Annotated in this window: 22 protein-coding genes and 1 pseudogene; 11 read left to right on the top strand and 12 right to left on the bottom strand. The window is 68.7% G+C overall.

Going from position 1 to position 24,025, the window contains the following annotated elements:
- Positions 1–106 precede the first annotated feature (106 nt).
- A complete protein-coding gene (locus tag AC2IPW_RS01200; protein ID WP_003937200.1) occupies positions 107–556 on the top strand; it encodes a helix-turn-helix transcriptional regulator in 450 nt (149 codons plus the stop codon).
- A 55-nt stretch (positions 557–611) separates the two neighbouring features.
- Positions 612–3,005 (top strand): ATP-binding cassette domain-containing protein, encoded by a 2,394-nt coding sequence (locus AC2IPW_RS01195; RefSeq protein ID WP_486376093.1) that lies wholly within the window; start codon positions 612–614, stop codon positions 3,003–3,005.
- Positions 3,006–3,044: 39 nt separating this feature from the next.
- Here the strand turns inward: AC2IPW_RS01195 and AC2IPW_RS01190 are convergent, their stop codons facing one another.
- Both AC2IPW_RS01190 and AC2IPW_RS01185 read right to left on the bottom strand, forming a co-directional pair.
- Entirely contained in the window at positions 3,045–3,815 is a 771-nt protein-coding gene (locus AC2IPW_RS01190) for a thioesterase family protein (RefSeq protein WP_416063758.1), read from the bottom strand.
- 136 nt (positions 3,816–3,951) lie between these two features.
- Positions 3,952–5,331, bottom strand: a complete 1,380-nt coding sequence (locus tag AC2IPW_RS01185) for an MBL fold metallo-hydrolase (RefSeq protein ID WP_486376092.1) — start codon at positions 5,329–5,331, stop codon at positions 3,952–3,954.
- Positions 5,332–5,459: 128 nt separating this feature from the next.
- Between AC2IPW_RS01185 and AC2IPW_RS01180 the strand changes: the two genes are divergently transcribed.
- A complete protein-coding gene (locus AC2IPW_RS01180; RefSeq protein WP_054373386.1) occupies positions 5,460–5,762 on the top strand; it encodes a metal-sensitive transcriptional regulator in 303 nt (100 codons plus the stop codon).
- A 126-nt stretch (positions 5,763–5,888) separates the two neighbouring features.
- On the opposite strand, the gene AC2IPW_RS01175 is transcribed toward AC2IPW_RS01180, so the two are convergent.
- Complete coding sequence (locus tag AC2IPW_RS01175) at positions 5,889–6,521, bottom strand: class I SAM-dependent methyltransferase (RefSeq protein WP_289379648.1); 633 nt, start codon at positions 6,519–6,521, stop codon at positions 5,889–5,891.
- A complete protein-coding gene (locus AC2IPW_RS01170; protein WP_486376091.1) occupies positions 6,521–6,895 on the bottom strand; it encodes a glutaredoxin domain-containing protein in 375 nt (124 codons plus the stop codon). Before AC2IPW_RS01170 ends, AC2IPW_RS01175 begins: the two co-directional genes overlap by 1 nt.
- 182 nt (positions 6,896–7,077) lie before the next feature.
- Here AC2IPW_RS01170 and AC2IPW_RS01165 point away from each other — a divergent pair, with 182 nt between their 5' ends.
- The 4 genes and pseudogenes from AC2IPW_RS01165 (at position 7,078) to AC2IPW_RS01150 (ending at position 11,365) form a co-directional block, all read left to right on the top strand.
- On the top strand, positions 7,078–7,965 hold the full coding sequence (locus tag AC2IPW_RS01165) for a slipin family protein (protein ID WP_486376090.1): 888 nt from the start codon (positions 7,078–7,080) through the stop codon (positions 7,963–7,965).
- Positions 7,962–8,719 (top strand): annotated as a pseudogene (locus tag AC2IPW_RS01160) (SDR family oxidoreductase). Before AC2IPW_RS01165 ends, AC2IPW_RS01160 begins: the two are co-directional and overlap by 4 nt.
- 59 nt (positions 8,720–8,778) lie before the next feature.
- Positions 8,779–9,600, top strand: a complete 822-nt coding sequence (locus AC2IPW_RS01155) for a class II glutamine amidotransferase (protein WP_003939449.1) — start codon at positions 8,779–8,781, stop codon at positions 9,598–9,600.
- 103 nt (positions 9,601–9,703) lie between these two features.
- Entirely contained in the window at positions 9,704–11,365 is a 1,662-nt protein-coding gene (locus AC2IPW_RS01150; RefSeq protein WP_486376089.1) for an MFS transporter, read from the top strand.
- On the opposite strand, the gene AC2IPW_RS01145 is transcribed toward AC2IPW_RS01150, so the two are convergent.
- From AC2IPW_RS01145 to AC2IPW_RS01125, 5 genes are all read right to left on the bottom strand, one after another.
- Positions 11,326–12,681: a diacylglycerol/lipid kinase family protein gene (locus tag AC2IPW_RS01145; RefSeq protein ID WP_416062435.1), complete on the bottom strand. Its 1,356-nt coding sequence runs from the start codon at positions 12,679–12,681 to the stop codon at positions 11,326–11,328. The two genes, AC2IPW_RS01150 and AC2IPW_RS01145, sit on opposite strands and share 40 nt — an antisense overlap.
- Positions 12,678–14,177 (bottom strand): hypothetical protein, encoded by a 1,500-nt coding sequence (locus AC2IPW_RS01140; protein WP_203011346.1) that lies wholly within the window; start codon positions 14,175–14,177, stop codon positions 12,678–12,680. The genes AC2IPW_RS01145 and AC2IPW_RS01140 overlap by 4 nt, the downstream gene beginning before the upstream one ends.
- Positions 14,178–14,308: 131 nt before the next feature.
- Complete coding sequence (locus AC2IPW_RS01135; RefSeq protein ID WP_486376088.1) at positions 14,309–14,770, bottom strand: DUF7144 family membrane protein; 462 nt, start codon at positions 14,768–14,770, stop codon at positions 14,309–14,311.
- A gap of 71 nt (positions 14,771–14,841) precedes the next feature.
- A complete protein-coding gene (locus AC2IPW_RS01130; protein ID WP_054373396.1) occupies positions 14,842–15,069 on the bottom strand; it encodes a hypothetical protein in 228 nt (75 codons plus the stop codon).
- Between the two features lie 76 nt (positions 15,070–15,145).
- Positions 15,146–15,763 (bottom strand): Rv1733c family protein, encoded by a 618-nt coding sequence (locus AC2IPW_RS01125; RefSeq protein WP_416062433.1) that lies wholly within the window; start codon positions 15,761–15,763, stop codon positions 15,146–15,148.
- A 240-nt stretch (positions 15,764–16,003) separates the two neighbouring features.
- Here AC2IPW_RS01125 and AC2IPW_RS01120 point away from each other — a divergent pair, with 240 nt between their 5' ends.
- A complete protein-coding gene (locus AC2IPW_RS01120; RefSeq protein ID WP_486376087.1) occupies positions 16,004–16,417 on the top strand; it encodes an SHOCT domain-containing protein in 414 nt (137 codons plus the stop codon).
- Between the two features lie 357 nt (positions 16,418–16,774).
- On the opposite strand, the gene AC2IPW_RS01115 is transcribed toward AC2IPW_RS01120, so the two are convergent.
- Positions 16,775–19,129 (bottom strand): arylsulfatase, encoded by a 2,355-nt coding sequence (locus tag AC2IPW_RS01115; RefSeq protein WP_486376086.1) that lies wholly within the window; start codon positions 19,127–19,129, stop codon positions 16,775–16,777.
- A gap of 332 nt (positions 19,130–19,461) precedes the next feature.
- Here AC2IPW_RS01115 and AC2IPW_RS01110 point away from each other — a divergent pair, with 332 nt between their 5' ends.
- From AC2IPW_RS01110 to AC2IPW_RS01100, 3 genes are all read left to right on the top strand, one after another.
- The gene (locus AC2IPW_RS01110; RefSeq protein WP_416062431.1) at positions 19,462–20,697 is read left to right on the top strand and encodes a cation:proton antiporter; all 1,236 of its coding nucleotides are present in this window, start codon (positions 19,462–19,464) and stop codon (positions 20,695–20,697) included.
- Between the two features lie 306 nt (positions 20,698–21,003).
- Positions 21,004–21,474, top strand: coding sequence for a DUF6325 family protein (locus tag AC2IPW_RS01105; protein ID WP_486376085.1), 471 nt, complete (start codon positions 21,004–21,006; stop codon positions 21,472–21,474).
- A gap of 223 nt (positions 21,475–21,697) precedes the next feature.
- Positions 21,698–21,970, top strand: coding sequence for a hypothetical protein (locus AC2IPW_RS01100; RefSeq protein WP_003939437.1), 273 nt, complete (start codon positions 21,698–21,700; stop codon positions 21,968–21,970).
- 75 nt (positions 21,971–22,045) lie between these two features.
- Here the strand turns inward: AC2IPW_RS01100 and AC2IPW_RS01095 are convergent, their stop codons facing one another.
- Together AC2IPW_RS01095 and AC2IPW_RS01090 are read right to left on the bottom strand one after the other, a co-directional pair.
- Complete coding sequence (locus AC2IPW_RS01095) at positions 22,046–23,464, bottom strand: DUF2252 domain-containing protein (protein WP_003939436.1); 1,419 nt, start codon at positions 23,462–23,464, stop codon at positions 22,046–22,048.
- A gap of 13 nt (positions 23,465–23,477) precedes the next feature.
- On the bottom strand, positions 23,478–24,017 hold the full coding sequence (locus AC2IPW_RS01090; RefSeq protein WP_003939435.1) for a potassium channel family protein: 540 nt from the start codon (positions 24,015–24,017) through the stop codon (positions 23,478–23,480).
- Positions 24,018–24,025: the final 8 nt, after the last annotated feature.

Below are 24,025 nucleotides of genomic sequence, written 5' to 3'. Positions count from 1 at the left end.
CGGGCGCTGTGCCCGTCCAGTATGCCGAGCCCGGCGAAACCGCGGGGTACAAACAGGGCCCCGCTACCGCTGGGCAACTCCGCTGCGACGTGGCACGATCGCGTAGGTGACCGGGGGACCTGCTGACGCGCAGCACCTGCGCGATCTCGCGCGGCTGCGCCGCGTTCGTGATCGGATCGATCGGGAGTACGCCCAGCCGCTGGACGTCGAGGCGCTCGCTCGCGGGGTGCACATGTCGGCGGGACACCTCAGCAGGCAGTTCCGGGCGGCGTACGGGGAGTCGCCGTACGCGTATCTGATGACGCGGCGCATCGAACGCGCGATGGCACTGCTGCGTCGCGGCGATCTGAGTGTCACCGAGGTGTGTTTCGCGGTGGGCTGCTCGTCGCTGGGCACCTTCAGCACCCGCTTCACCGAGCTGGTCGGTGTGCCGCCCAGCGTCTACCGGCGTCAGGCGGCGCACGCGGCGGCGGGAATGCCGTCGTGTGTCGCGAAGACCGTGACCCGACCGATCAGGAATCGAGAAGCGGGGGCTGCGGAGCCGCAACTAGCCTGACCGCCATGACGTCACCGTTGACCCGAGCTTTCCCCTCCCGGCGGATGGAGACACCATGAGCATGGCCACGAAGACGGACACGCAATCCCCCACGCTGCACACTGCCGACAGCCACGATCTGATTCGCGTCCACGGTGCGCGCGTGAACAACCTCCACGACGTCAGCGTCGAGATCCCGAAGCGCCGGTTGACGGTGTTCACCGGGGTCTCCGGCTCGGGCAAGAGCTCGCTGGTGTTCGGCACGATCGCCGCGGAGTCGCAACGACTGATCAACGAGACCTACAGTGCCTTCGTACAGGGTTTCATGCCGACCCTGGCGCGTCCCGACGTCGACCTGCTCGAAGGATTGACGACGGCGATCATCGTCGACCAGGAGCGGATGGGCTCGAATCCCCGCTCCACCGTCGGCACCGCCACGGACGCGCACGCGATGCTGCGCATCCTCTTCAGCCGGTTGGGGCAACCGCACATCGGTTCCCCCAACGCGTACTCGTTCAATGTCCCCTCGGTGAAAGCCAGCGGTGCGATCACGGTCGAGCGCGGCGCCGGCAGGACGAAGACCGAGAAGGCAACCTTCCACCGGCTCGGCGGCATGTGCCCCCGCTGCGAGGGGATGGGTTCGGTCACCGACTTCGACCGGTCCGCGTTGTACGACGAAAACCTGTCGCTGGACGAGGGCGCGCTCACGATCCCCGGCTACAGCATGGACGGCTGGTACGGCCGGATCTACCGGGGCTGCGGATTCTTCGACTCGGCCAAGCCGATCCGCAAGTACACCAAGAGGGAGCTGCACGACCTGCTCTACAAGGAACCGACCAAGATCAAGGTCGACGGGATCAACCTGACGTACGAGGGGCTGATCCCGAAGATCCAGAAGTCGATGCTGTCCAAGGACGTCGACGCTCTGCAGCCGCACATCCGGGCGTTCGTGGAACGGGCCGTGACCTTCTCCACCTGCCCCGAGTGCAACGGCACCCGGCTCGCCCAGGAGGCCCTGTCGTCGAAGATCGACGGCAGGAACATCGCCGACGTCTGCGCCATGCAGATCAGCGACCTGGCCGACTGGGTCCGCAGCCTGGACGAGCCGTCGGTGGCTCCGCTGCTCACCGGGTTGCAGCACCTCCTCGACGCGTTCACCGAGATCGGCTTGGGATACCTCTCCCTCGACCGGCCGGCGGGCACCCTGTCTGGGGGAGAAGCCCAGCGCACCAAGATGATCCGACACCTCGGTTCCTCCCTCACCGACGTCACCTACGTCTTCGACGAGCCCACCATCGGACTGCACCCGCACGACATCGCCCGGATGAACGACCTGTTGCTGCAGTTGCGCGACAAGGGCAACACCGTGCTCGTCGTCGAGCACAAGCCGGAGGCGATCGCGATCGCCGACCACGTCGTCGACCTCGGGCCGGGGGCCGGCACCGAGGGCGGCGAGGTGGTGTTCGAGGGCACCGTCGAGGGGCTGCGTACCAGTGGCACGCTCACCGGGCGGCACCTGGACGACCGCGCGTCGGTGAAGCCCGCGGTGCGGACCCCGTCGGGGGTGCTGGAGGTGCGCGGCGCCGACACGCACAACCTGCAGAACGTCGACGTGGACATCCCACTCGGCGTGCTGGTCGTCCTCACCGGCGTGGCGGGTTCCGGGAAGAGCTCGCTGATCGACGGTTCGGTGGCCGGGCGCGAGGGCGTGGTCACGGTCGACCAGGGGGCGATCAGGGGTTCGCGGCGAAGCAATCCGGCAACGTACACCGGGCTGCTCGACCCGATCCGGAAGGCGTTCGCGAAGGCCAACGGCGTGAAGCCGGCATTGTTCAGCGCCAACTCCGAGGGCGCGTGCCCGGCGTGCAACGGCGCCGGGGTCATCTACACCGACCTGGGAGTGATGGCCACCGTCGAATCCACCTGCGAGGAATGCGAAGGCAAGCGGTTCCAGTCCGCGGTGCTGGAGTTCACGTTCGGCGGCCGCAACATCGCCGACGTGCTCGCGATGCCGGTGACCGAGGCCGAGGAGTTCCTCGGGGCGGGCGAGACGCGGATCCCGGCGGCGCACAAGATCCTGGAGCGGCTCGCCGACGTGGGGCTCGGCTACCTCAGCCTCGGCCAGCCGCTCAGCACGCTGTCCGGCGGTGAACGGCAGCGAATCAAGCTGGCGACCCGGATGGCCGAGAAGGGCGGTGTCTACGTCCTCGACGAACCGACGACCGGTCTGCACCTCGCGGATGTCGAACAATTGCTCGGTCTGCTCGACAGGCTGGTCGACTCCGGCAAGTCGGTCATCGTCATCGAGCACCACCAGGCGGTCATGGCGCACGCCGACTGGATCATCGACCTCGGACCCGGCGCCGGCCACGACGGTGGCCGGATCGTGTTCGAGGGCACGCCCGCCGACCTCGTCGCCACGCGGTCCACCCTCACCGGCGAACACCTCGCGGCCTACGTCGGCGCCTGACCGTGCCTGTCGCGTGCGTACGTCCCGCCGGCACGACGGTCAGTTGGGGCGGAGAGTGAGGATCTGGGACACGGTGCCCACGGGACCGCGAGTGTCGTGGAGGACGCTGCTCGTCAGGCCGAGACCGTCGGGACCGAACGAGACGGTGGTGTCGAAGCCGAGCCAGTCACCACGAGGCTCGGTGAACAGATGGGCGGTGAGGTCGACGTTGGGGAAGGCGACGTCGTCCGGGGACGCCCGCACGGTCATGCCGTTGGCGATGTCGAACAGTCCGGCGGCACCGGCCAGCGCGCTGACCTTCTCGTCGAGCACCAGGGGCAGCGGCGTGCGCACCCAGTACGCCGCCCGGCCCGGCTCGAGCTGGGTGCGGCGGACTTCGGTGGAGGCGATGAACCCGCCCGGCCACACCGTCGAGGCGTCCCACGGGGCCATGGCCTCGGGCGGGTCGATCCGCGGCAGCGACGTCGCTTCCAGCGCCGGGGTGGGGCGCGGCTGCATGAGCCAGGCCCGCAGCCGTACCACGGCGCGACCGTCGTGCGCGAGGACGGCCTCGACGAGCTCGATGGTGCGCCCGGGACGCAGGACGGTCACGGTGGTCTCGACCGTGTCGACCGGGACGGTGCCGAGGATGTCGTAGGACAGGCGCGCGACGACCAGTCCGTCGTCGCGGCGGGCGTCCCGGTCGCATTCGACGGCGTGGACCAGTAGCCCCAGGGCGGGCGCGATGTGCTGTTCCTGCGGGTTCCAGGCGCCGCCCACGTGATGGGTCGGCCGGAACGCGGCCGGACCGATCCGTTCGAAGTAGGCCATCTGCTGCTCCAGAAATCGGGGACTCGTCCAGGCATGATCCCAGGCGGGCACGATCCTCCGCGGACCGGGCGGTGCGGGACGGCGACAGCCCGCCCCTGGTCGACCAGGGGCGGGCTGTCGTGAATTGCGGCGCCGGTCAGGCGGGGACGTGGGCGTCGGCCCAGGCGTTGTACCCGCCGAGCAGGTCCGACACGTTCTCGAAGCCCTGCGCCCGCAGCAGCGACGCGGCCACACTCGACCGCCACCCCCCGGCACAGTGCACCACGATCGGCTTACCGGTGGGCACCTGCGCCAGCCGCGCCCGCAGCTGCGCCAACGGAATCGGCACCGCCTGCGGAATCGTCCCGACCTCCCGCTCCCCGGGATTGCGGATGTCGACCAACGTCACCGCATCCGCGGCGAGCAACGCCTCGAGCTCGGCGACGGTGGTCCGCGGCGCCGGGACCACCAGCCCCGCCAGCTCCGCCGGGAACACCCCGTCCGGCCCGACCGTCAGATACCCCAACGCATTGTCCGACCCGATCCGGGCCAGCCGCACCGCCGCGTCCTGCTCCTGCCCCGGGTAGGTGATCAACACGATCGGCTCCCCCACCTCGGCGACCATCCCGCCGGTCTCGGCGAACCGCCCGTCGAACCCGACGTTGACCGACCCGGCCAGATGCCCCGCGGCGAAGTCGTCGACACTGCGCGCATCGAGCACCCGCGTCCCGGCGGCGAGCTCGGCCTCGACCCGTTCCGGGCTCAACTCGGGAATCGCGCGATCCTGCACCAGAAGCGGGTGTCTCCGCTTGTTCATCGCGGCGTCGACCGAGAAGTAGGACGGGGCCGCGGGCTGGCCCTCGGTGACCAGCGCCACGAACGCCTCCTCGCTCATCGGCTGCACCGACGGGTTGCTCACCCGCTGCTCCCCGATCGTCGAGGTCAGCTCGGTCGACAGGTTCTTCCCGCACGACGAGCCGGCGCCGTGCGCGGGCAGCACGGTGACCGCATCGGGCAGGGTCAGCAGCTTCTCGTGCACCGTGTGGTACATCGCCCGGGCCAGATCCTCGGTCGACGACTCCCCCAGGTTCACCAGATCGGGCCGGCCCACGTCGCCGATGAACAGCGAATCGCCGGTCAGCACCGCCGTCGGGGTGGCGCCCGGATGCTCGCGCACCAGCACCGAGATCGACTCCCAGGTGTGCCCCGGGGTGGCCAGGATCTCGAGGTCCACCTCCCCGAGCGAGAGGTGCTCGCCGTCGCGCAACCGGCGGATCGGGTAGTCGGTCTCGGCGGCCTCACCGAACCCGATCCACGCGCCGGTCGCCTCCACCAGTTCCAGGTGCCCGGAGACGAAATCGGCGTGGAAGTGGGTGTTGATCACACCCTCGATGGTCAACCCGTGCCGACGCGCGTCGTCGAGGTACTCGCCGACATCGCGGCGCGGATCGACCACGACCGCCCGGCCGGTGCCCTCGTCACCGATCAGGTACGACGCGTGCGACAGACACTCGATGTAGTACTGCTCGAGAATCATCGTGGTTCCTCCGTATGAGTCGATTTCGTCCTCGATGTGGACAACCCTGCCACATACCCCCTAGGGTATGTCAAGTACCCCATGGGGTATCCAAACGGACCCCGCGCCCCCTAACCGGAAGCACCACGATGAACACTCCTGCCGCCCCCGTCGCCCGGACCGCCGTCACCCCCGAAGCCGATACCCAGGTTCTGCACCGGCTGCGCCGCGCCCAGGGGCAGCTCGCGGGTGTCATCGCCATGCTCGAATCCGGCCGCGAGTGCCGGGACGTGGTGACCCAGCTCGCCGCAGTCTCCCGGGCACTCGACCGAGCCGGCTTCAAAATCGTTGCCGCACAGCTTCGTCGGTGCATGCTCGACGAAGATGACGACACATGCCCGGACCGGCTCACCGAGGAGCAGCTCGAGCGCCTCTTCCTCGCACTGGCCTGAGGGCTACCGCCCGGCAACGTTGAGGGCTACCGCCCGGTGACACTGAGGGCTACCGCCCGGTGACACTGAGGGCTACCGCCCGGTGACACTGAGGGCTACCGCCCGGTGACGATATTCGCGACGGGATCAGCGCCGTCGGGCCCTGACCACGGTGTCGTGCACCGTGACGACCCGTCCGTCCGGGTCGGTGGCCGGCCGCGCGACGGCGGTGTCGGTGACGACGTCCCAGCCGTCGGGATCGAGCAGTGCCACGACGTCCGCCCCCGTGAAGAACAACTCGGGTCGCGGCGGACGCGGCACGGTGGTCTGCAGGTCGGAGGGATGGTGTCCGACGACCAGGAGCGTGCCGCCGGGGGCGACCGCCTCCCCGAGCCGCCGGAAGAGGACATCACGTTCCGGCTGGGGCAGGTGCATGTACTGCGCGGAGACGAGGTCGTACCGCCCTCGGCCCGGATCCCAGGCCGTCAGGTTCTCGTGCAGCCACGAGATGCGGCCGGCGACCTCGGCGCCGGCCCGCTCCGCATGCTCGGCGGCGCGTTGCAGGGCGACGCCGGAGACGTCCACGCCGTCGACCCGCCAGCCGCGCTGCGCGAGCCAGATGGCGTCCGCACCCTCGCCGCAGCCTACGTCGAGGGCGAGCCCGGGTGCGAGATCGGCCGCCTCCCCCACGAGGTGACGGTTGGGCTCACCGCTCCACAGCGTGGGGCGGGAGCGGTAGCGCTCGTCCCAGAGTTCTTCGTCCTGGGGATGTTCGGACATCACGACTCCTTCGATCGTCGGGACGGGGATTCGAGCGGCCGGTTGCGGAACGTCTCGGACAGTCGGGACCACAGCGTCGTCGGCCGCGGCCCGACCAGCTCGCCGACCCGGCCGGGGAGATACCGCTCGATCGCCGATTCGACTTCTTGCACAGAGGGATTGACGAGTGCGACCGGTCCGATGAAGACGGTCGGCACGATCTCGTCACCGCCGGTCACCGCGCGGATCCGTTCGGCGGCGGTCCGGTCCTGCCAGATGTCGGTCTCGGCGGTCTCGATGCCGCGCCTGCGCAGGCCCCGGCGCAGCCTCGAGCAGAACGAGCAGCCCGGTCGCCACAGCACCTCGACTCCGTCGACGAAGTCGGCCGATGTCATCCCGACACTCCCTCCAGGTAGGCTCGGCATACCCAAGGGGGTATACAGTCTTCACTGTACCGGCCCGGTCCGCGCTGCGCGTCCGACACCGTTCCCGGCACGGTGACCTTCGACCCTTTCCGGCGATGCCCCAGGGGTGGACCGTGGAACCACAGCCGCGAAGCGATGCGGAAGGAGAAGCCGTGGCCGCGTGGATCGTCCTGGCCGGCGTGCTCCTGGTGGTCGCGCTGTTCGTCCTGTCGCAGGCCGTGCATGTGGTGACCCAGTACGAGAAGGGCGTGCTGTTCCGGTTCGGCCGGCTCATCGGTATCAAGGAGCCCGGACTGCATCTGATCATCCCTCTCGTCGACCGGTTGACGAAGGTGTCGCTGCGGATCGTGACGATGCCGATCCAGTCCCAGGGCATCATCACCCGCGACAACGTCAGTGTCGACATCTCTGCCGTGGCGTACTTCCGGGTCATCGATGCCGTGAAGTCGGTCGTCGCGATCGAGAACGTGGCAGCGGCGATCGATCAGATCGCCCAGACCACGCTGCGCAGGGTCGTCGGCCGGCACACGCTCGACGAGGCACTGTCCGAGACGAACGTGATCAACGCGAACATCCGTGAGTTCCTCGACGTGTCCACTCTGGAATGGGGTGTCGAGGTGACGCTGGTAGAACTGAAGGACATCCAGCTGCCCGACAGCATGAAGCGGGCCATGGCGCGGCAGGCCGAGGCGGAGCGGGAGAAGCGGGCCAAGATCATTGCCGCCGAGGGCGAGTCGATCGCCGCGACCGCCCTCGGGCAGGCATCCGACACGATGCTGGCCCACCCGCTCGCCCTTCAGTTGCGCAACCTGCAGACACTGGTGGAACTGGGCGTCGAGAAGAACACGACCGTGGTGTTCCCGGCCCCCATGATGAGCGCCATCTCCGAACTGAAGACGTTCCTCGACCGCGAGATCACCGCCGCCACGGCGGGTCCGCCGCGTAGCGCCGCGGACAGCGCACGACCACCGGAATCCGAGATCGCCCGAAACGGCACCCCGGCACCAACGGTATCGGCACACGAGGGGTTGGGGTCATGACGGAACTCGACGGAGGTTCGGTCCTCGTCACCGGGGCAGCCGCGGCATCGGCGCCGCCGTCGCCACGATCCTCGCCGGTGAAGGCGCCGGTGTCGTCGTCGCCGACGTGCTCGACGACGAAGGCACCCGCCACGCCGCGACACTCGGCAAAGGCTCGAAGTTCGTGCACCTCGACGTGACCGACGAAGCGCAATGGTCGGAGGCGGTCGCCGTGGCCGAATCCATCGGTCCGTTGCGGGCGTTGATCAACAACGCCGGCATCCTGGCCGTCGGCACCATCGAGGAGCAGACCCGAGTCGAGTTCGAACGCGTGCTGCAGGTCGATCTCGTCGGCCAGTGGCTGGGAATGCACGTCGCCGGCCCGGCGCTGCGTCGCGGGCGCGGGGTCGTCGTCAACATCTCCTCGACGGCCGGCCTCATCGGCTACGCCGGCCTCGGCGCCTACGTGGCGAGCAAATGGGCCCTGCGCGGCCTGACGAAGACCGCCGCGCTCGAGTTCGCCCCCGACGGGGTCCGGGTGTGCTCGGTGCACCCCGGCCCCATCGACACACCGATGACGGCGGGAATGGACCGCGGCATCGCCGCCACGCAGCCGATCCCCCGCTTCGGCAGCCCCGAGGAGGTGGCCCGGATGGTGCGATTCGTCGTCACCGAGGCCACCTACTCGACCGGCTCCGAATTCCTCGTCGACGGGGGTGCCACCACCGGCTCGGTGCTGGACCTCGAGACAACGGATTCCCCAGCGACACAATAGCTCGGGAAACCAGAGCACCGGCGCCGGTGGAGTGATTCGATGACCGGGTGTGCAGATGGATGGCCTACTCGGGCGAGCCGATCCTCGTTGAGGACCTGCTGTTCAAGCCCGAGCATTCGCTCATCGACCAGAGCCTGCACTCCCATCTCGGAGCCACCACCACCAACGGTGACGGATTCGGAATCGGCTGGTACGGAATAGGTTCCGAGCCGGCCCTGTTCAAGAGCATCGATCCGGCATGGAACAACCACAACCTGCGGGAGATCGCCGGGCAGATCCGCACCCCACTGCTGTTCGCGCACGTGCGCGCCTCGACCGGCACGCAGGTACAACGCAGCAACTGCCATCCGTTCCGGCACGGGAAATTGCTGTGGATGCACAACGGCGAGATACTCGGCTTCCGGGAGATCAAACGAGAACTGATGATGGCCGTGGATCCGTCGCTGTACCCGGATGTCGCGGGTACCACGGACTCCGAGGTGCTGTTCTTCCTCGCTCTCACGTTCGGTCTCCGGGACGATCCGTTCACCGCGGTCGGCCGTGCGGTCGGGATGGTCGAGAAGGTCGCCCGCGACCACGGAATCGACGACCCCGTACAGATGACCGTGGCCACCACGGCCGGCGACACGATCTGGGTGTTCCGCTACTCCACTGAAGGCCGGACCCGGTCGCTGTTCTACTCCACCGAGGTCGCCAAACTCCGCGAGCTGCACCCCGAGGTGGAGATGTTCCATCGTCTGGGCATCGACACCCGGTTCGTCGTGTCCGAACCGCTCCGCGATCTGCCGGGCGCATGGAACGAGATGCCCGAGTCCTCGGCCGCCGTGGTCGGCCCCGCGGGCAACGACATCCGGCGGTTCCGGCCGCTCGAGCCGGTGTAGCCGAGATCCGGGACGTTGTGCCCTGTAGCTGTGCGTCGGCAGCATGCGATGGTCTAACCTGCGTGAACGCAGCAGTGTCGAGGGCCCCCGAGAGGTCGATGCCATGAGTCTCGAGAGTTCACAGAAGGGGCCGGCGACGGCCTCGGGTTCCGCCCTGGTGCTCGCGGTGCTGGCTGCGGGCCAGTTCCTGATGACGCTCGACAGCTCCGTGATGAACGTGTCGATGGCGACCGTGGCCGCGGACGTGAACACCACCATCACCGGCATCCAGACCGCTATCACCCTCTACACGCTGGTGATGGCCACCCTGATGATCACCGGCGGCAAGGTCGGCACCATTCTCGGCCGGCGCCGGGCGTTCGGGCTCGGCCTGATCATCTACGGTGCCGGCTCGTTCGTCACCGGCATCGCGCCGAATCTCACCGTCCTGCTCATCGGCTGGTCCCTGCTCGAGGGCATCGGTGCGGCCCTGATCATGCCCGCGATCGTCTCCCTGGTCGCGGCGAACTTCCCCGCCGAACGCCGTCCCGCCGCCTACGGACTGGTGGCCGCCGCGGGCGCTGCGGCAGTCGCGGTGGGGCCGCTGCTCGGTGGGGCGGTGACGACGTTCGCGTCCTGGCGCTACGTCTTCTTCGGTGAGGTCGTCGTCGTCGTCTTGATCCTGCTCACGCTGCGCCGCGTGGAAGACATTCCACCCCAGCGGATCCGGCTCGACCTCGTCGGCTCGCTCCTGTCGGTGGTCGGCCTGGGAATGTTCGTCTACGGCGTGCTGCGCTCGAGCGAGTGGGGATGGATCCAGGCCAAACCCGGCGGACCGCAGATCCTGGGTCTGTCCCCCGTCATCTGGCTGCTGCTCGGCGGCCTGTTCGTGATCTACCTGTTCCTGCGCCGGGAGACGTACCTGGCGAAGACGGGCGGCGAACCGCTGGTCGATCCCGCGCTGTTGAAGAACAGCCAGCTCACCGGGGGGCTGAGTATGTTCTTCGCCCAGTTCCTCATCCAGGCCGGAGTGTTCTTCTCCGTCCCTCTGTTCCTGTCGGTGGTTCTCGAACTCAGTGCGCTCGAGACGGGCGTGCGGATCCTTCCGCTGTCGATCGCTCTGGTCCTGGCGGCCATCGGAATCCCGAAGCTGCGACCTCACGCGAATCCCCGGCTCGTCGTCCGGCTCGGTCTCGGGACCATGGCCGTCGGCATCCTCATCCTTGTGGGCGGAATGGATCCCGGCGCCAGCGCGGCGGTCGTGTCGATCCCGATGCTGCTGATGGGTCTCGGCCTGGGGGCGTTGGCCTCCCAGCTCGGTGCGGTCACTGTGTCCGCGGTGCCGGACTCGCAGAGCGCCGAGGTCGGCGGTCTGCAGAACACGGCGACCAATCTCGGAGCATCACTGGGAACCGCCCTGATCGGGTCCATCCTCATCGCCACCCTGACCACCTCCGTCATCGCCGGTATCGAGAACAACCCGGCGGTACCGGAGTCGGTGCAGCAGCAGGCCACCACGGACATGGCTGCCGGGGTGCCGTTCCTGTCCGACACCCAGCTCGAGGGAGCGTTGGCCGATGCCGGGGTGGACGAGTCCACCGCGGATGCGATCGTCGAGGTCAACTCGGACGCGCGGCTCGAGGCGCTCCAGGTGGCCTTCGCCGTCACGGCGCTGCTCGCCGTCGCCGCCCTGTTCGGCACCGGATCGCTGCCGCGCGTGCCGGTAGGCTCGCGGCCCGGGGAAGGTCAGCGCAGGCCCGACGAGACCGACGACGACGAACGCTGAGGCCGTAAGGCCAGGTCCCGGAGCCGCACCCAGTCCCAGGTCGGTGCCGAGACCAGGGTTCCCGGACGCCGTCGGGGCACCCGCACCCGCAGCGCCTGTGGTTCGACGGTGCAGCGCACCGGTGTTGGTAGCGTCAGCGCTTCCCCGTCCACTCCGACCGGTATCTCCGGGGTTTCCGCGTCGACGATCACCTCGGTGGCCACGCGCTGAACCAGCCCCCGGCTGTGTGTGCGGCGCAGCAGGTCGACCGCCTGCCCCGCGCCGGCTACCGAGATCGTCACCACCCCGAGCACCCCGCGATCCAGCCGGGGCCGGCGTCCCATCCCCGCGAGGTCGTCGGTCGCGTACGGGTCGTTGCTCACCAGGACGGCCTGCGCGCCCTCCACCGTCGTGTCGCCGTCGATGCGGGCCCGCAGCCGGGTGGCGCTGTCGCGGGCGAGCAGGTCGGGCATCATCCGCAGGGCCGTCCCGGCCTTGTCGTCCCGGTATTCCGGGCTCTGCACCACGTCGGCGTAGACGCCGAACGAGGCGTTGTTGACGAATACCCGTTCTCCGATCCTGCCGAGATCGACGCGGAGTTCCACCCCGTCCCGCAGCGCGTCCAGGCCCGCGGCCGGGTCCTCCCGGTCCAGTCCCAGGTCCAGCGCGAAATGGTTCCGCGTGCCGGCGCTGATCACGAGGAACGGCAGCCCGTGCTCGGCCGCGATCGCCGCCACCAGGGCTTGTGTTCCGTCACCTCCGGCGACGCCGAGCAGGTCGGCACCCCGCTCCACCGCCTGCCGGGCCAGGGCCTCGACGTCGACGGGGCCCGGTCCGGCGAGCAGGGCCACCTCGGCGCCGAGTTCCTCGGCTTTGCGTTGCAGATCGAACTTCACGACCTTGCCGCCCCCCGAACGGGGGTTCATCACCAGGAACGGGCGGTGGACCGGCGGGGCGGGGTACTCGGGCATCCCGGTGTCACGGCGCAGGGCCGCCCGCGCGCACGCCAGGGCGAGCAGCACCAGCGCGACCGACACCAACGCGACCCAGAGCACGCGTTCCCGCACGAACAGCACGGGCAGGGCGAGGGGGACGACCACCGCGAGACCCAGCGACAGCGCACGCAGCAGCCCACGGGTCGCGAGGAACCAGTACAGGGCCGCGACCGTCACCGCTGCCACCGCCACGCTCACCGCCAGGAGCGCGAGGGCGCCACGCAGGCCCGCGACGATCACCGGAACGGCGGCAGCGCCGAGGACGGCGGCGAACGCCGCCCGCGCCCACCATCGGCGCGAGGTCGGCACGTGGTCACCGGGAACGGCGTCCACCGGGCTCACGTCCCCGTCTTCGTGCCCGGGAGTTTCTCCGTCGGTTGTTCGTCCGTCGGCGGTGCCGACACCACGCCCTCCGTCGGCGGTGCCGACATCACATCCTCAGTCGGTTGGTCCCAGGTTCGTGCCGGCCGGATCAGCACCTCGAGCGCAAGCAGGGCCAGCAGGGCACCGAGAACGATCCACACGACCACCATGCCGGTCGGATAGCGCCAGAACATCAGCATCAGCGCGGCGACGCCGATGATCGCCAGCCGCAACGCCGTCCGGGCCCGGTAGGCCCCGGCTTCCACCTGGTTCGGTGGTCGCGGCTTACGGGACCGCTGCACCGCGTCCATTCCTCGCCCGAATCCACGACGGACGGCTGCCGCGGAGGCCGATCCCCCGGTCAGGTACGCCCCGACCGCGATCACCAGGCCGAGGACCGCCACCGCCCGCAGCGCGGTCCGCAGCGGCACCAACACCGTGTCGACGATCGCCGAGGCGGCGTCCGGGGACAGCACGTCCGGGGGAATGTCGCCGAGGTAGAGCGATCGGACGACGATCAGCGCGACCGCGAGGATCAGCATCCCCACGAGCAGTGCCGCTCCGACGAACGCCAGGGCACGACGACGACGGCCGGGCGGAGCCACTGCCACCGCGGCCACCGCGGCGGCGATCGTGAGCCACGGCAGCACATCCGACGCCGTGTCCAGTGCACTGACCGCCCGTTGCGCCTTGATCAGTTCCGGGGACTGGAACAGCACGAACTGCTTGTCGATGTCGGGGATCCTCTCGACGAAGGTGAATCCCCGGTCCAGCAGACGAGCCTTGACGTTGTCGATGATCGTGCCGAGGGAGATGCTGACCGTGCCGCTCTCGTCTACCGTCACCGAGGACGGCCCGCCCTCACCGGTGACGACTGCCACCAGACCGGTGTGCGCGGCTCGGTTGGCCTGGATCCACAGGTCCTCGAACTGGTCGGTCTGCACCAGCGACAGCACCGTCTCGTACACGAAGTTGCGTGCCTGCCCGGCGATCACCGGCGCGAGGCCCTCCACCGCCCGGTCCACGCGCGGCGCGTCCGCGGTCGCCGGAACGGCATCGGTCAGGGCGGTCAGCGCGTCGGACGTGAGGCCTTCGACATCGACCCGCGCAAAGATCTCGTCGGTGATCGTGCCCGCGATCTCGGTCTGCACCGCGGGATCGGAACCGAGCGGTGCCACCGTGGTGACGTACCGGTCCGTGTCGAGGATTTGGCTGCGGACGAACCGTGCCGTCACCGACGTGATCGCCAGCAGAGCGACCAGCACGGTCAGGATCGCCACCGCAGTCCAGCGAAGCCCGTGCCGCGGCGGACGCGACACGGGCGGGGGCGACGGCGGGGGCGCCTCGGGTGCGGCCTCCGTCCGCGCCCGCAGTGCGGCCACCTCGGCCCGCAACCGCTCCAGCTCGGCCCGTTCGGCGGTGTCGAGCGGAGCGGTGCCCGTGCCGCTGCGCGTAGGCTCGCTGTCCATCGTCATCTCATTCCACTCGGTGTGACACGGCGGCGGACGAAGCGCTTCAGGGGGATCGAAACCTCTGCACCCTTTGATATTCCGCCGATCGGTGGACGGCCCGGGGTCGATCACCTCGGTCCGGCCTTCACGCGAACCTAGTAGTCCAGCCGTGGATCCCAGGTCGAGACCGCCCAGATGACCACCACGTCGAGAGCGATGATCAGGATCGACCACCACGGGTAGTACGGCAACCACATGAAGTTGAGCAGGATCGACAGGGCCGCGACGACGATCGCCGCGACCCGCCCCCAGGTGGCCCCGGTGAGGAGGGCAGCGCCTACCACGATGAGGACGGCACCGGTGACGATGTGGATCCAACCCCACGTGGTGAGATCGAACTCGAAGGTGTATTTCTGCCCCACCACGAACAGTTCGCCCTCCGCGACGGCCGCGATGCCCTGCAGCAGTTGCAGAATTCCCACGGTGGCAAGAACGACGGCGGCACCGACCGAAATGCCCGTCGCGATCTTCTGCCCGACGCTCCTCTCGGCGGTACTGCCCCGGCTCACGCTGCCGTGGCCCGCACCGCCGTAACCGACACGCACATCCTCGGACACGCCCCGTCCCCTTCCCTGAGATCCGGCTCGATGATCTGCGGTGAAACGACCTGCCGTATCGCCTCCGTTCCTCATCCGGCGGGTGAGCTTCGGAGCCGGGACGCGACCCGGGTCTGCGCCCAGGACTCGGGCCTCAGATCGTCGACCTGCACGCGGGGACCGTAGAACTCGTGAACCAGGCCTAGGACGCGGACGAGCACCTCCGCGTCCGTGAGATCGTCGCGGAGCACCAGATGCAATTGAGCCGGACTGTCGCCGGAATCCTTCGGCATCGTCAGCCGGCACACCCAGTCGCTCATCCGGGCCTCCCGACGCAAGATATTACCCGGCAAGAAGATCGAGCATGCCGCTTCGCGCCGGCCGGCATCCCGACGGTCAACCCATCGACCATCCCGGGCTCCTTCCGACGTCGTTCCACTCCCGATCCAGCGCCGAGATCCTCCGCTTCACACCTGCCCGGTGCACTCCGTACAGGAGCATCAGCGCGACCCCGGAGCCCATCCCCCACACCGTGAGCGCCGCAATGACACCGGCTACGACGCCGTCCGAACCTGTTCTGGGCGCGGCGACGGGATCACCGTTCGAGTCGATCCAGATATCGATCGTCTCGCCGGGTTTCGCACCGAAGGGCACCTCCACCCTGCCCGAGCGTGTTTCACCGGTTCCGGTCGTCCACCGCGCGGTCGCTCGATCCGGGTTGCCCGGACCCCGTGTCGCGGTGTCCGTCAGTGCATCGGCCCGCGCAGGTGCCGGTTCCCCGAGAAGGACCGCCGCCACCTGGTGCCGTTGCTGATGCTCCTGCATCGCCAGTTGGCCGATCCGGGCGTAGGTCGCCGTCCCGTAGGCGGCGGCGAACGGAATCAAGACGAGCACGAACAGGGCCACGATCAGGACGAGTGCGGATTCCACTCGCTCGGATCGTCGCATCAGGGGATTGCCGCTCCACGGAGCGCGGCGCCACAACCGGAGGGCCAGGGGCTGCTCTGCGTTCATCTCGATACTCCTGCGTTGCTCGACTACAGTGTTCCGCCGCCGGCGGCCGGTGGTGTAGAGCACAAGGTCACCGCTCGATTCGGGTGGTCGCGGGAGGGATCCGGAGCCGCCGCCCGGCGGTGGGATCGAGGGTCTTTCTCCCCTGGGGAGAGGCCGGTCGCGGTGTCATTCTCGATGTGAGTCGCCCGGGTCCTCGGGAGCTCCGCCCCACCCGGGGTCCGAACACAGGAAGTGCACATCATGGATTCGTTCTGGGATTACGTGTGGTACACGATCATCGTCTTCGCCTTCGTGGCCTACCTGATCGTGCTGTTCCAGATCTTGGTCGACCTGTTCCGCGATCACACCGTGTCCGGCTTCGCCAAAACCCTCTGGGTCATCGGGCTGGTCCTCTTGCCGTACCTGACCGCCTTCGTCTATCTGATCGCCCGGGGCCGCGGTATGGCGGAGCGGTCGATGCGCGCCCAGCAGGAGACCAAGCAGGCCACCGACGAGTACATCCGGCAGGTCGCCGACAAGTCCCCGGCCGAGCACATTGCCGATGCGAAGGCGCTGTACGACTCGGGAGTGATCACCGAGGCCGAGTTCGAGCAACTCAAGGCCACGGCGCTGGGACGGACATCCGCTGGGCAGACGGGCATGCAGGTCCGGTAGGACAGGTCCTGCACGGCATCCGGAGAACGGGCGAGCCGGTTCCGAGATGCTCGGAGCAGGCAACCAGCAGGCCCCGCACCGAAGGACATGAGGTGGTTCCGGGCGAGGCCTTCCGGTTTGGGTCGGAGGAGTTCCGCCCCGAGGACACCACCGGCAACGTGCGGGAATGGACGACGGTGCCGACACCCACCCCGGCGGGTCCTCGAGGGCGGATCACACCTCTGCGCACCGACTACTGCCGGCGCTACCGGCCCGCAGCCAGGCAAGGGGAAAGTACGGAAAGGTCCACCTGCCTCATCGGGTTCCCCTGCCTCATCGCGTCTTACTCCATCGTGCGCGGTCGCTGAGCGACGCGGGTCAATCGATCGAGAACCAGGCCCGTACCTGCGCCTCGTGGTCGACGTAGCGCTCGCCGGAGACGTCGACGACGACCTTGTCGATCGTGCCTCCGGCGAAGCGGAACGGGGACACGTAGTCCGGGGTGACCGGCGAGGCGCTGTCGCGCCCGACGCAGATGCCGTCACCGACGAGGCAGAACGCCCCCGGCTGGGTGACGATCTCATCGGAGGCCACCTGCTGATCGTCGACATAGAGAGTCAGGGTGCCGGCGAAACCCGGCATTGCCGGATCGGTGTTCTTCCCCGATACGGCGAATTCGGCGGTGCACACGTGAGCGCCGGGGGTCAGGTCCCGGTCGGCGACCACGGTCTGCAGGTGCGTGCCGACCCAGTTGAAGGCATAGCGCAGACGACCGTCCTTGACGTACAGGCTGTGCCCGCCGGCCAGGCCGCCGTGGGCGTACAGAACTCCCTCGGCAGCGGCCGACTCCACGTGCACACCGGCGACGATCGTGTAGGACCGTCCGGTGATGGCGACGCCGGCCGCCTCCGGGACGTCCGCGCAGTCCGGATAGTAGACATAGTGGTCGCGCTTCTTCCCGGGATGGGGACGTTCGGCGAGCACCTGTTCGAGGGCGCTGCGATCGTCCAGCGGTAGCCCGTGGTGACGACCCGCGTAGTAGAACCACAGGCTCTTCAGAGCTTCCAGCCGCTCGGGTTCGGCGTCTGCGAGATTGTGCAGTTGGGCTCGATCCTCCGCGAGGTGGTACAGCTCCCACACGTCCTTGTCGAAGTGCCCCCACCCGGACAGGGGCGGATGCACGGAACAGACGAGCCACCCTTCGTGATACAGCGAACGCTGCCCCAGCATCGTGTAGAACTGCACGTCCTTGCCCGGTGCTGTGGGATCGGTCAGGGAGGCCGCGAAGCTCTCTCCCTCGAGTGGGCTCTGGGTGTATCCCTTCAGAACCGCGGGTGGGGTGATGCCGAGCAGCTCGTAGATCGTCGGGACGACGTCGACGGCGTGGACGTACTGCGAGCGAGGTTCGGCCGACGCCTCGATCCGCGCCGGCCACGAGACCACGCACATGTCGGCGACTCCACCTTCGTAGCCGGCCCAGCGCTTCCAGTACGGGAACGGGGTGTCGAAGGCCCACGCCCAGCCGGTGTTGTAGTGGTTGTACGACGCCGGTGTGCCCAGCTCGTCGAGGTGCGGCAGGGTGCCCTCGGTGGTGTCGGGGATCCCGTTGAAGAAGCGCCATTCGTTGAACGATCCGTTGGGTCCTCCTTCCCCGCTGGCACCGTTGTCGGAAACCACGACGACGAGGGTGTTGTCGAGCTCACCGCTCGCTTCGAGCATGTCGATCACCCGGCCGAGCTGGTCGTCCGTGTAGGAGATGTAACCGGCGAAGACCTCGGCCATCCGGACGAACAGGCGTTGCTCGTCGGCGGTGAGCGAGTCCCAGGGCCGGACGGTGTCGAGCAGCGGCCACGGCTGACCGTCGGGCCCGGTGGTGGCCGGCTCCCCGTGCGGATTGATCGGCGACAGCTCGGTGTTCCCGGGCAACAACCCGAGGTCCTTCTGCCGCTGCAGGATCTCGACGCGGATGGCCTCGTAGCCCTGGTCGAACCTGCCCTTGTACCGATCGGCCCACTCGGTGAACACGTGGTGCGGGGCGTGCCCGGCCTGCGGGGCCACGTACATGAAGAACGGCTTGTCGGGGTCGATGGTCTTGGCGTCGCGGATGAACTCGATCGCCTTGTCCGCAAGGTCCTTGGACAGGTGGTAGCCGTCCTCGGGCGTTCCGGGCGCTTCGATCGGGTGATTGTCGTAGACCAGGTCGGGGTACCAACTGCTGGATTCGCCGCCGAGGAATCCGTAGAAGCGCTCGAATCCGCGGCCCAGCGGCCACCGGCTCTTGACCGCCGACATGTTCATTTCTTCTCCCGGCGTCAGGTGCCACTTGCCGACGCAGTAGGTGTTCCACCCCCGCTCGGCCAGGACCTCCGAGACGAACCCGTTCTCGAACGGGATGTGGGTGCTGATGCCGGGGAATCCGGAGCTCAATTCGGCGATGGTCGCCATTCCGTTGGTCGTCGCGTTGCGTCCGGTCAGCAGCGACGCCCGGGTCGGGGAACACAGCGCGGTGGTGTGGAAGTTCGAGTACTTGACGCCGCGGTCCGCGATCCGCCGCATCGTCGGGGTCTCGATCGGGCCGCCGAAGATGTCCATACTGCCGTACCCGACGTCGTCCCAGGCGATGATCAGAACGTTCGGGGCACCCTCCGGCGCCTGCGCGGGCAGATACGGCGCCCAATCCGGGACGGAATCACGAATGTCGACCGCGATCTTTCCGTGGTGGGTTCTTGCCATGGCAACGCTCCCGATCTCGAGCAGACCTGTCGTTTTCCGGCATTCCGAGCGTATCGACCGGCCGAATCGCCGCACGTGCAAACGGCGCGATCCGCCGAAATTTCGTCGCACGATGTCTCGGATTCGGCAGAATATGACGACGCCGCCCCTCCGGTCGCGCCTGTCCCGGAACTCCGGTGCGGCGAGGCAAGGACCCGACTCATGATGTGGATCATCTTGGTGTTCCTGGGAGTTCCACTGTGGTCGGGTGTGGCAGCTCTCGTTCTGCCGCGCGGACGCCGATGGCCGGCCGGCGCACCCCGCCACCGCCCTCCGCCCGCGGAGGGGGCAGCATGACCTGGGCACTCCCGGCGATCGCCGGCATCTTGCTCGTCTTCGCGGCGATCTCCGGACGGGTTGCGGGCACTTCCGTCACGGCTCCGATGGTCTTCACCGTCGGCGGCCTCGTGCTGGGCGCACAGGCTGCCGGGCTGATCGACATCGAGGCGACCAGCGAAACGGTGAAACTCCTCGCCGAGGTCACCCTTGCCCTCGTGCTGTTCTCCGACGCCGCTGGTGTGGACCCGACCGCTCTACGGTCCGAGATCTCTCTTCCTGCACGACTTCTCGGTATAGGGCTACCGCTGACCATCGCGGCCGGCTTCGCCGCCGCGGTACTCGTGCTGGGCGACCTCTCCTGGCCCGAGGCGCTGCTGCTCGCCGTGCTCCTCGCGCCCACCGACGCCGCTCTCGGGCAGGCGGTGGTCACCCTGCCGATCCTGCCGACGCGGGTGCGCCAGGGACTCAACGTCGAAAGCGGCCTCAATGACGGCATCTGCGTACCGCTGTTCCTGATCGTACTGGCGATCGCACGCGCCGAGTCCGGGGCGATCGGCGGCGGTGCAGCCGTACGGTTGGTCACCGAGCAGATCGGCTACGGCATCCTCGCCGGGGTAGGTGCCGGGGCGGTCGCGGCGGCGGTGCTGATCCTCGCCGGCCGGCACCGCACGATCGACCCCCTATGGGTTCAGATCGTGCCGGTGGCCGCAGCCACGCTGGCCTACACCGTCGCCCTGCCCCTCGGCGGCTCGGGATTCATCGCCGCGTTCGTCGGTGGGCTGACCTTCGGGACGATCCGGCGCCGCGCCGACGGGGAGGTCTCCCAACTGATCGACGAGGCCGGGGATGTGTTCAACGCCGTGACGTTCGTCGTCCTCGGGGCGGTGTTGCTCGGCCCGGCTCTCGAACACCTGTCGTGGCCGGTACTCGCGTACGCCGCGCTGAGCCTGACCGTCGTGCGCATGGTCCCCGTCGCACTGTCGCTGCTCGGCACCCATGCCCGCACCCCCACCCTCGCCTTCCTCGGCTGGTTCGGCCCCCGCGGACTGGCCACCATCGTCTTCGTCATCCTGATTCTCGAAGAACCCGGTACCCTGCCCCACGAAGACCTGCTACTGCTCACCGCTGTCGTCACCGTGGGCCTGTCGGTCCTCGCCCACGGAGTCACCGCCGCCCCCCTCGCCGACCGGTACGCCGCATGGTTCCGCCGCCACCCCCGACCCGAACGGAAGCCGGCACACGAGGCGTAGACGCCGCGGCCCCGGATCTGCGTCCGGAATATCCGGTCTGTCCTGCTCGGGTCCATTTCAGGCGCCGTAGGTCACCGGATCGAGCGGTCTTCACCGAGCTCCTTTCCGGGCGCGGCCATCAGGTCTACCGTCGATTGCGTAGAACCCACCGGCAGACCGACTTGCCAGGTCGTCATCGGACTCTCCGACAAGCCGGCCGTCCGGGACGAGGCGGCACGTGGACGCCGCCGAATCAGACGTGGAACCCGCCACGGGTATGTGGCCTTGCCACTCCATCGACGGCAACTCGGCAAAGGAGACGACGCGATGACCGAACAGGTCGAACGACAAATCGACAGTGACATCGACGAACTCGGTCCGGTGGACTGGATCGTAGTGGAGTTCCCGGGCAGCAGGTTCAGGGGCGAGATCGCACCCGCCCTCGAAGAACTCGTCGAACGCGGAACAGTACGCGTCCTGGATCTGCTGTTGCTGAAGAAGGACACCGACGGATCGCTCGAAGCGTTCGAGCTCGCCGACCTGGACGAAGCCGAGATCGGCGCGCTGCGCTCCTACGAAGCCGAGCTGGCGATGCTGCTCAGCGAGGAGGACGTCGAGGCGGTCGCCGCGGCCGTAGAGCCCGGCAGCACCGCGGCCTTGCTCGTGTGGGAGAACCTGTGGGCCGCACCGTTCGCATCGGCGGTACGCCGCGCCGGGGGACAGCTGGTGGCCAGCGGCCGCATTCCCGTGCAGGCCCTGCTGGCCGCGATCGAAGCCGACGAATCGGAAGGAGACTGACATGCCTCTCGCAGCCAGGCGCATGCGCCGCGCCGCAGTGATCGGGCCCGCGCCCGTGGCTCGTACGGCCACGACTGTCGCAACCGCAGCGGTGGTCGCTCACGGCGTCCGCCGGCGTTCCGACCGCCGGGAAGATCGGCGAGAAGACCGCAGAGACCGGCGCTGACCCGACGGCCGGAACACGGCCGGCTCGTCCGTAAGCCCGACAGTGGAAGGGACTGCCATGGCTGCCACGACGTCAGCGGTGTCGCCGCGCCGGCCCGCCCTCGAACGATTGCGTGAGGCCGAACACCTCGTCCTGGAACTGCCTGTCATGGGCCACATCAGCCTCCCGCCGCCCGAGCAGCTCGCATACCTCGCAGGCGTCGGCACCCTGGTGGCCCTCGAGCTCCTCGAGTGGCCGGTGGCGGTTGCCATCACCGCGGGCCACCTTCTGGCCGAGGCGCATCACCACCGCCTGCTCCAGGGAATCGGCGAGGCGCTGGAGGAAGCCTGAGCTCCAGCTCGGCGAGGCGGTCCGGCAGGCGTCCGGACAGCAACGCCGGGACGGGGCGGGCGGCGCTCCCTCGGATCAGAGACCGCGCTGAGCGGTGATCCGCCCCGCGGCGATCGCATCGACGAGCGCAGCGTGGTCCCGGACGTTCTGCTCGGCGTAGGCGACCGCGAAAGCCGCTATGGCGTCGTCGAATTCGGTTCCGGATCCGAGGTATGCGGCGATCGCGATGCGGTCGCCGGATCGGGCGTGCCCGTACGCCAGCACCCGTCCGCACAGCCGCCCGTACAGCGTCATGCCGGTGGGGGTCATCGCCTCGACGACCGCAGAGCCCTTGCCGTCCCGCAGCTGCCGCAGGTAGAAGTCGCGCCGGATCCCGTCCGGGCCGGGGCCCTGCTGCCAGCCGAGGAAGATGTCGCTGGCCGCCTGCATCAGCCGCTGGCCGTTGACCACCCGTTCGCCCTCGTTGGCGAACGTCGGTCCGTCCACGTAGTACGAGAGCACGGACCGTTGCGCCTCCTTGGCCTGCAGGAAGAGCGGGTCGTCGTCACCCGTGCCGCGCAACAGGAAGATCCACGCCCGGGTCCCGACGCTACCGACACCGACCACCTTGCGCGCCGCCTGCACGAACTCGAACTGCTCGAGCAATACCCGCCGATCCCACTGGAGGGTCGAGCGGTACTGGCGCAGGCGCTGGTGCAGGTCGGCGTAGAGTTCGTCCGCGTCCGCGTCGGGCAGCACCTCCTCGATGGGGACGATGAGCGGCGGGTTGCTGATGATCCGGCGCCGGCCGTCGACCACCTCGGTCAACTTGGCCAGCGCCTGGACGCTGTCCCGGTGCCGGGACTTCTCGAGAGTCTTGCGCAGGCGCTTCTTCATGGACGAGTCGAGTTCGTCGCGCAGCTCCGCGAGTTCCGCGCCGGCTTCGATGTGCGAATACCAGACCGCCAGATTCCCACGCTCCGCCTGCCGGGCGATCGTCTCGCGGTATTCGGCGGCACAGGCGCGGGCGATGCGCGCCTGCTGCTTGCTCGTGAATCCGTTGTCCTGCGCGGCGATCACGAGACTGGCGACGAGCCGCTTGACGTCCCACTCGAACGGCCCGGGATACGTCTCGTCGAAGTCGTTGATGTCGAAGGTCAGCTTGCGTTCCGGGGTGGCGAAGATACCGAAGTTGCTCAGGTGCGCGTCCCCGCACAGCTGAGTGAGGACGGTCGTGGTCGGTCCGCGGGACAGATCGTCGGCCATCACCAGCGCTGCACCCCGGTAGAACGAAAACGGAGTCTCTGCCATGCGGCCGTACCGCACGGGGACCAGCTCCGGCACCCGGGACTTCGCCTGCCTCTCCAGCAGGTCGAGCGGATCGGGCCGACCGCTCGTCTCGAACTCCGCCAGCGCGGAGAGCGGGGTCCGGGCGCGGGCGGCCCGGCCGCGTTCCGCCCGCTCCTCCCTGGTGAGGTGTTCGACTGCTGTTGCGCTTCTCGAGGTCTCGGCCATCGGATTCTTCCTCTCACGTCTTCTTCTGCTGCTGGCGCCACTTCACGGCCGCGGTCAGGAAACGGATGCCGAGCGCGATAAGGACAAGGTTGCCGACCATCTGCGCCGTGACGAGCGCCCGCGCGCCCTCGGTGGTCGCGACGATGTCGCCGAAGCCCACCGTCGCGAAGACGGTCATGCAGAAGTACAGCGCGTCGATCCGAGAGAGCGGCTCGTCGAACGCTTCCGGATAGTTGTAGGACAGGACGTGATACACCGTCGAGTACCCGACGAGGTAGACGGCGACCGACAGCAGCAGCGCCTCGATCGCCTGCACGGCCGGGTACGGGGACCGCAGCACCTGCCGGATCTGCCAGGCGCACACTGCGCACACCAGGAGGGTCCCGCCGATCAGCAACGCCAGGGTGGAGACATCGTCGATGTCCTCGAGCGGCAGCACGAAGTACGCGATCACCAGCAACACCGTGGTGAGCAGCGGCCGCAGCACCGCCAGCCAGAGCAGCCGTCGGCCTCCTACGTCGGGCAGGCCGGACGGGGCGTCACCGTCGGTCATCGGCGACG

The organism is Rhodococcus sp. NS-SX18 (genome assembly GCF_057367935.1).
This window is presented reverse-complemented; position numbering and strand designations above follow the sequence as displayed.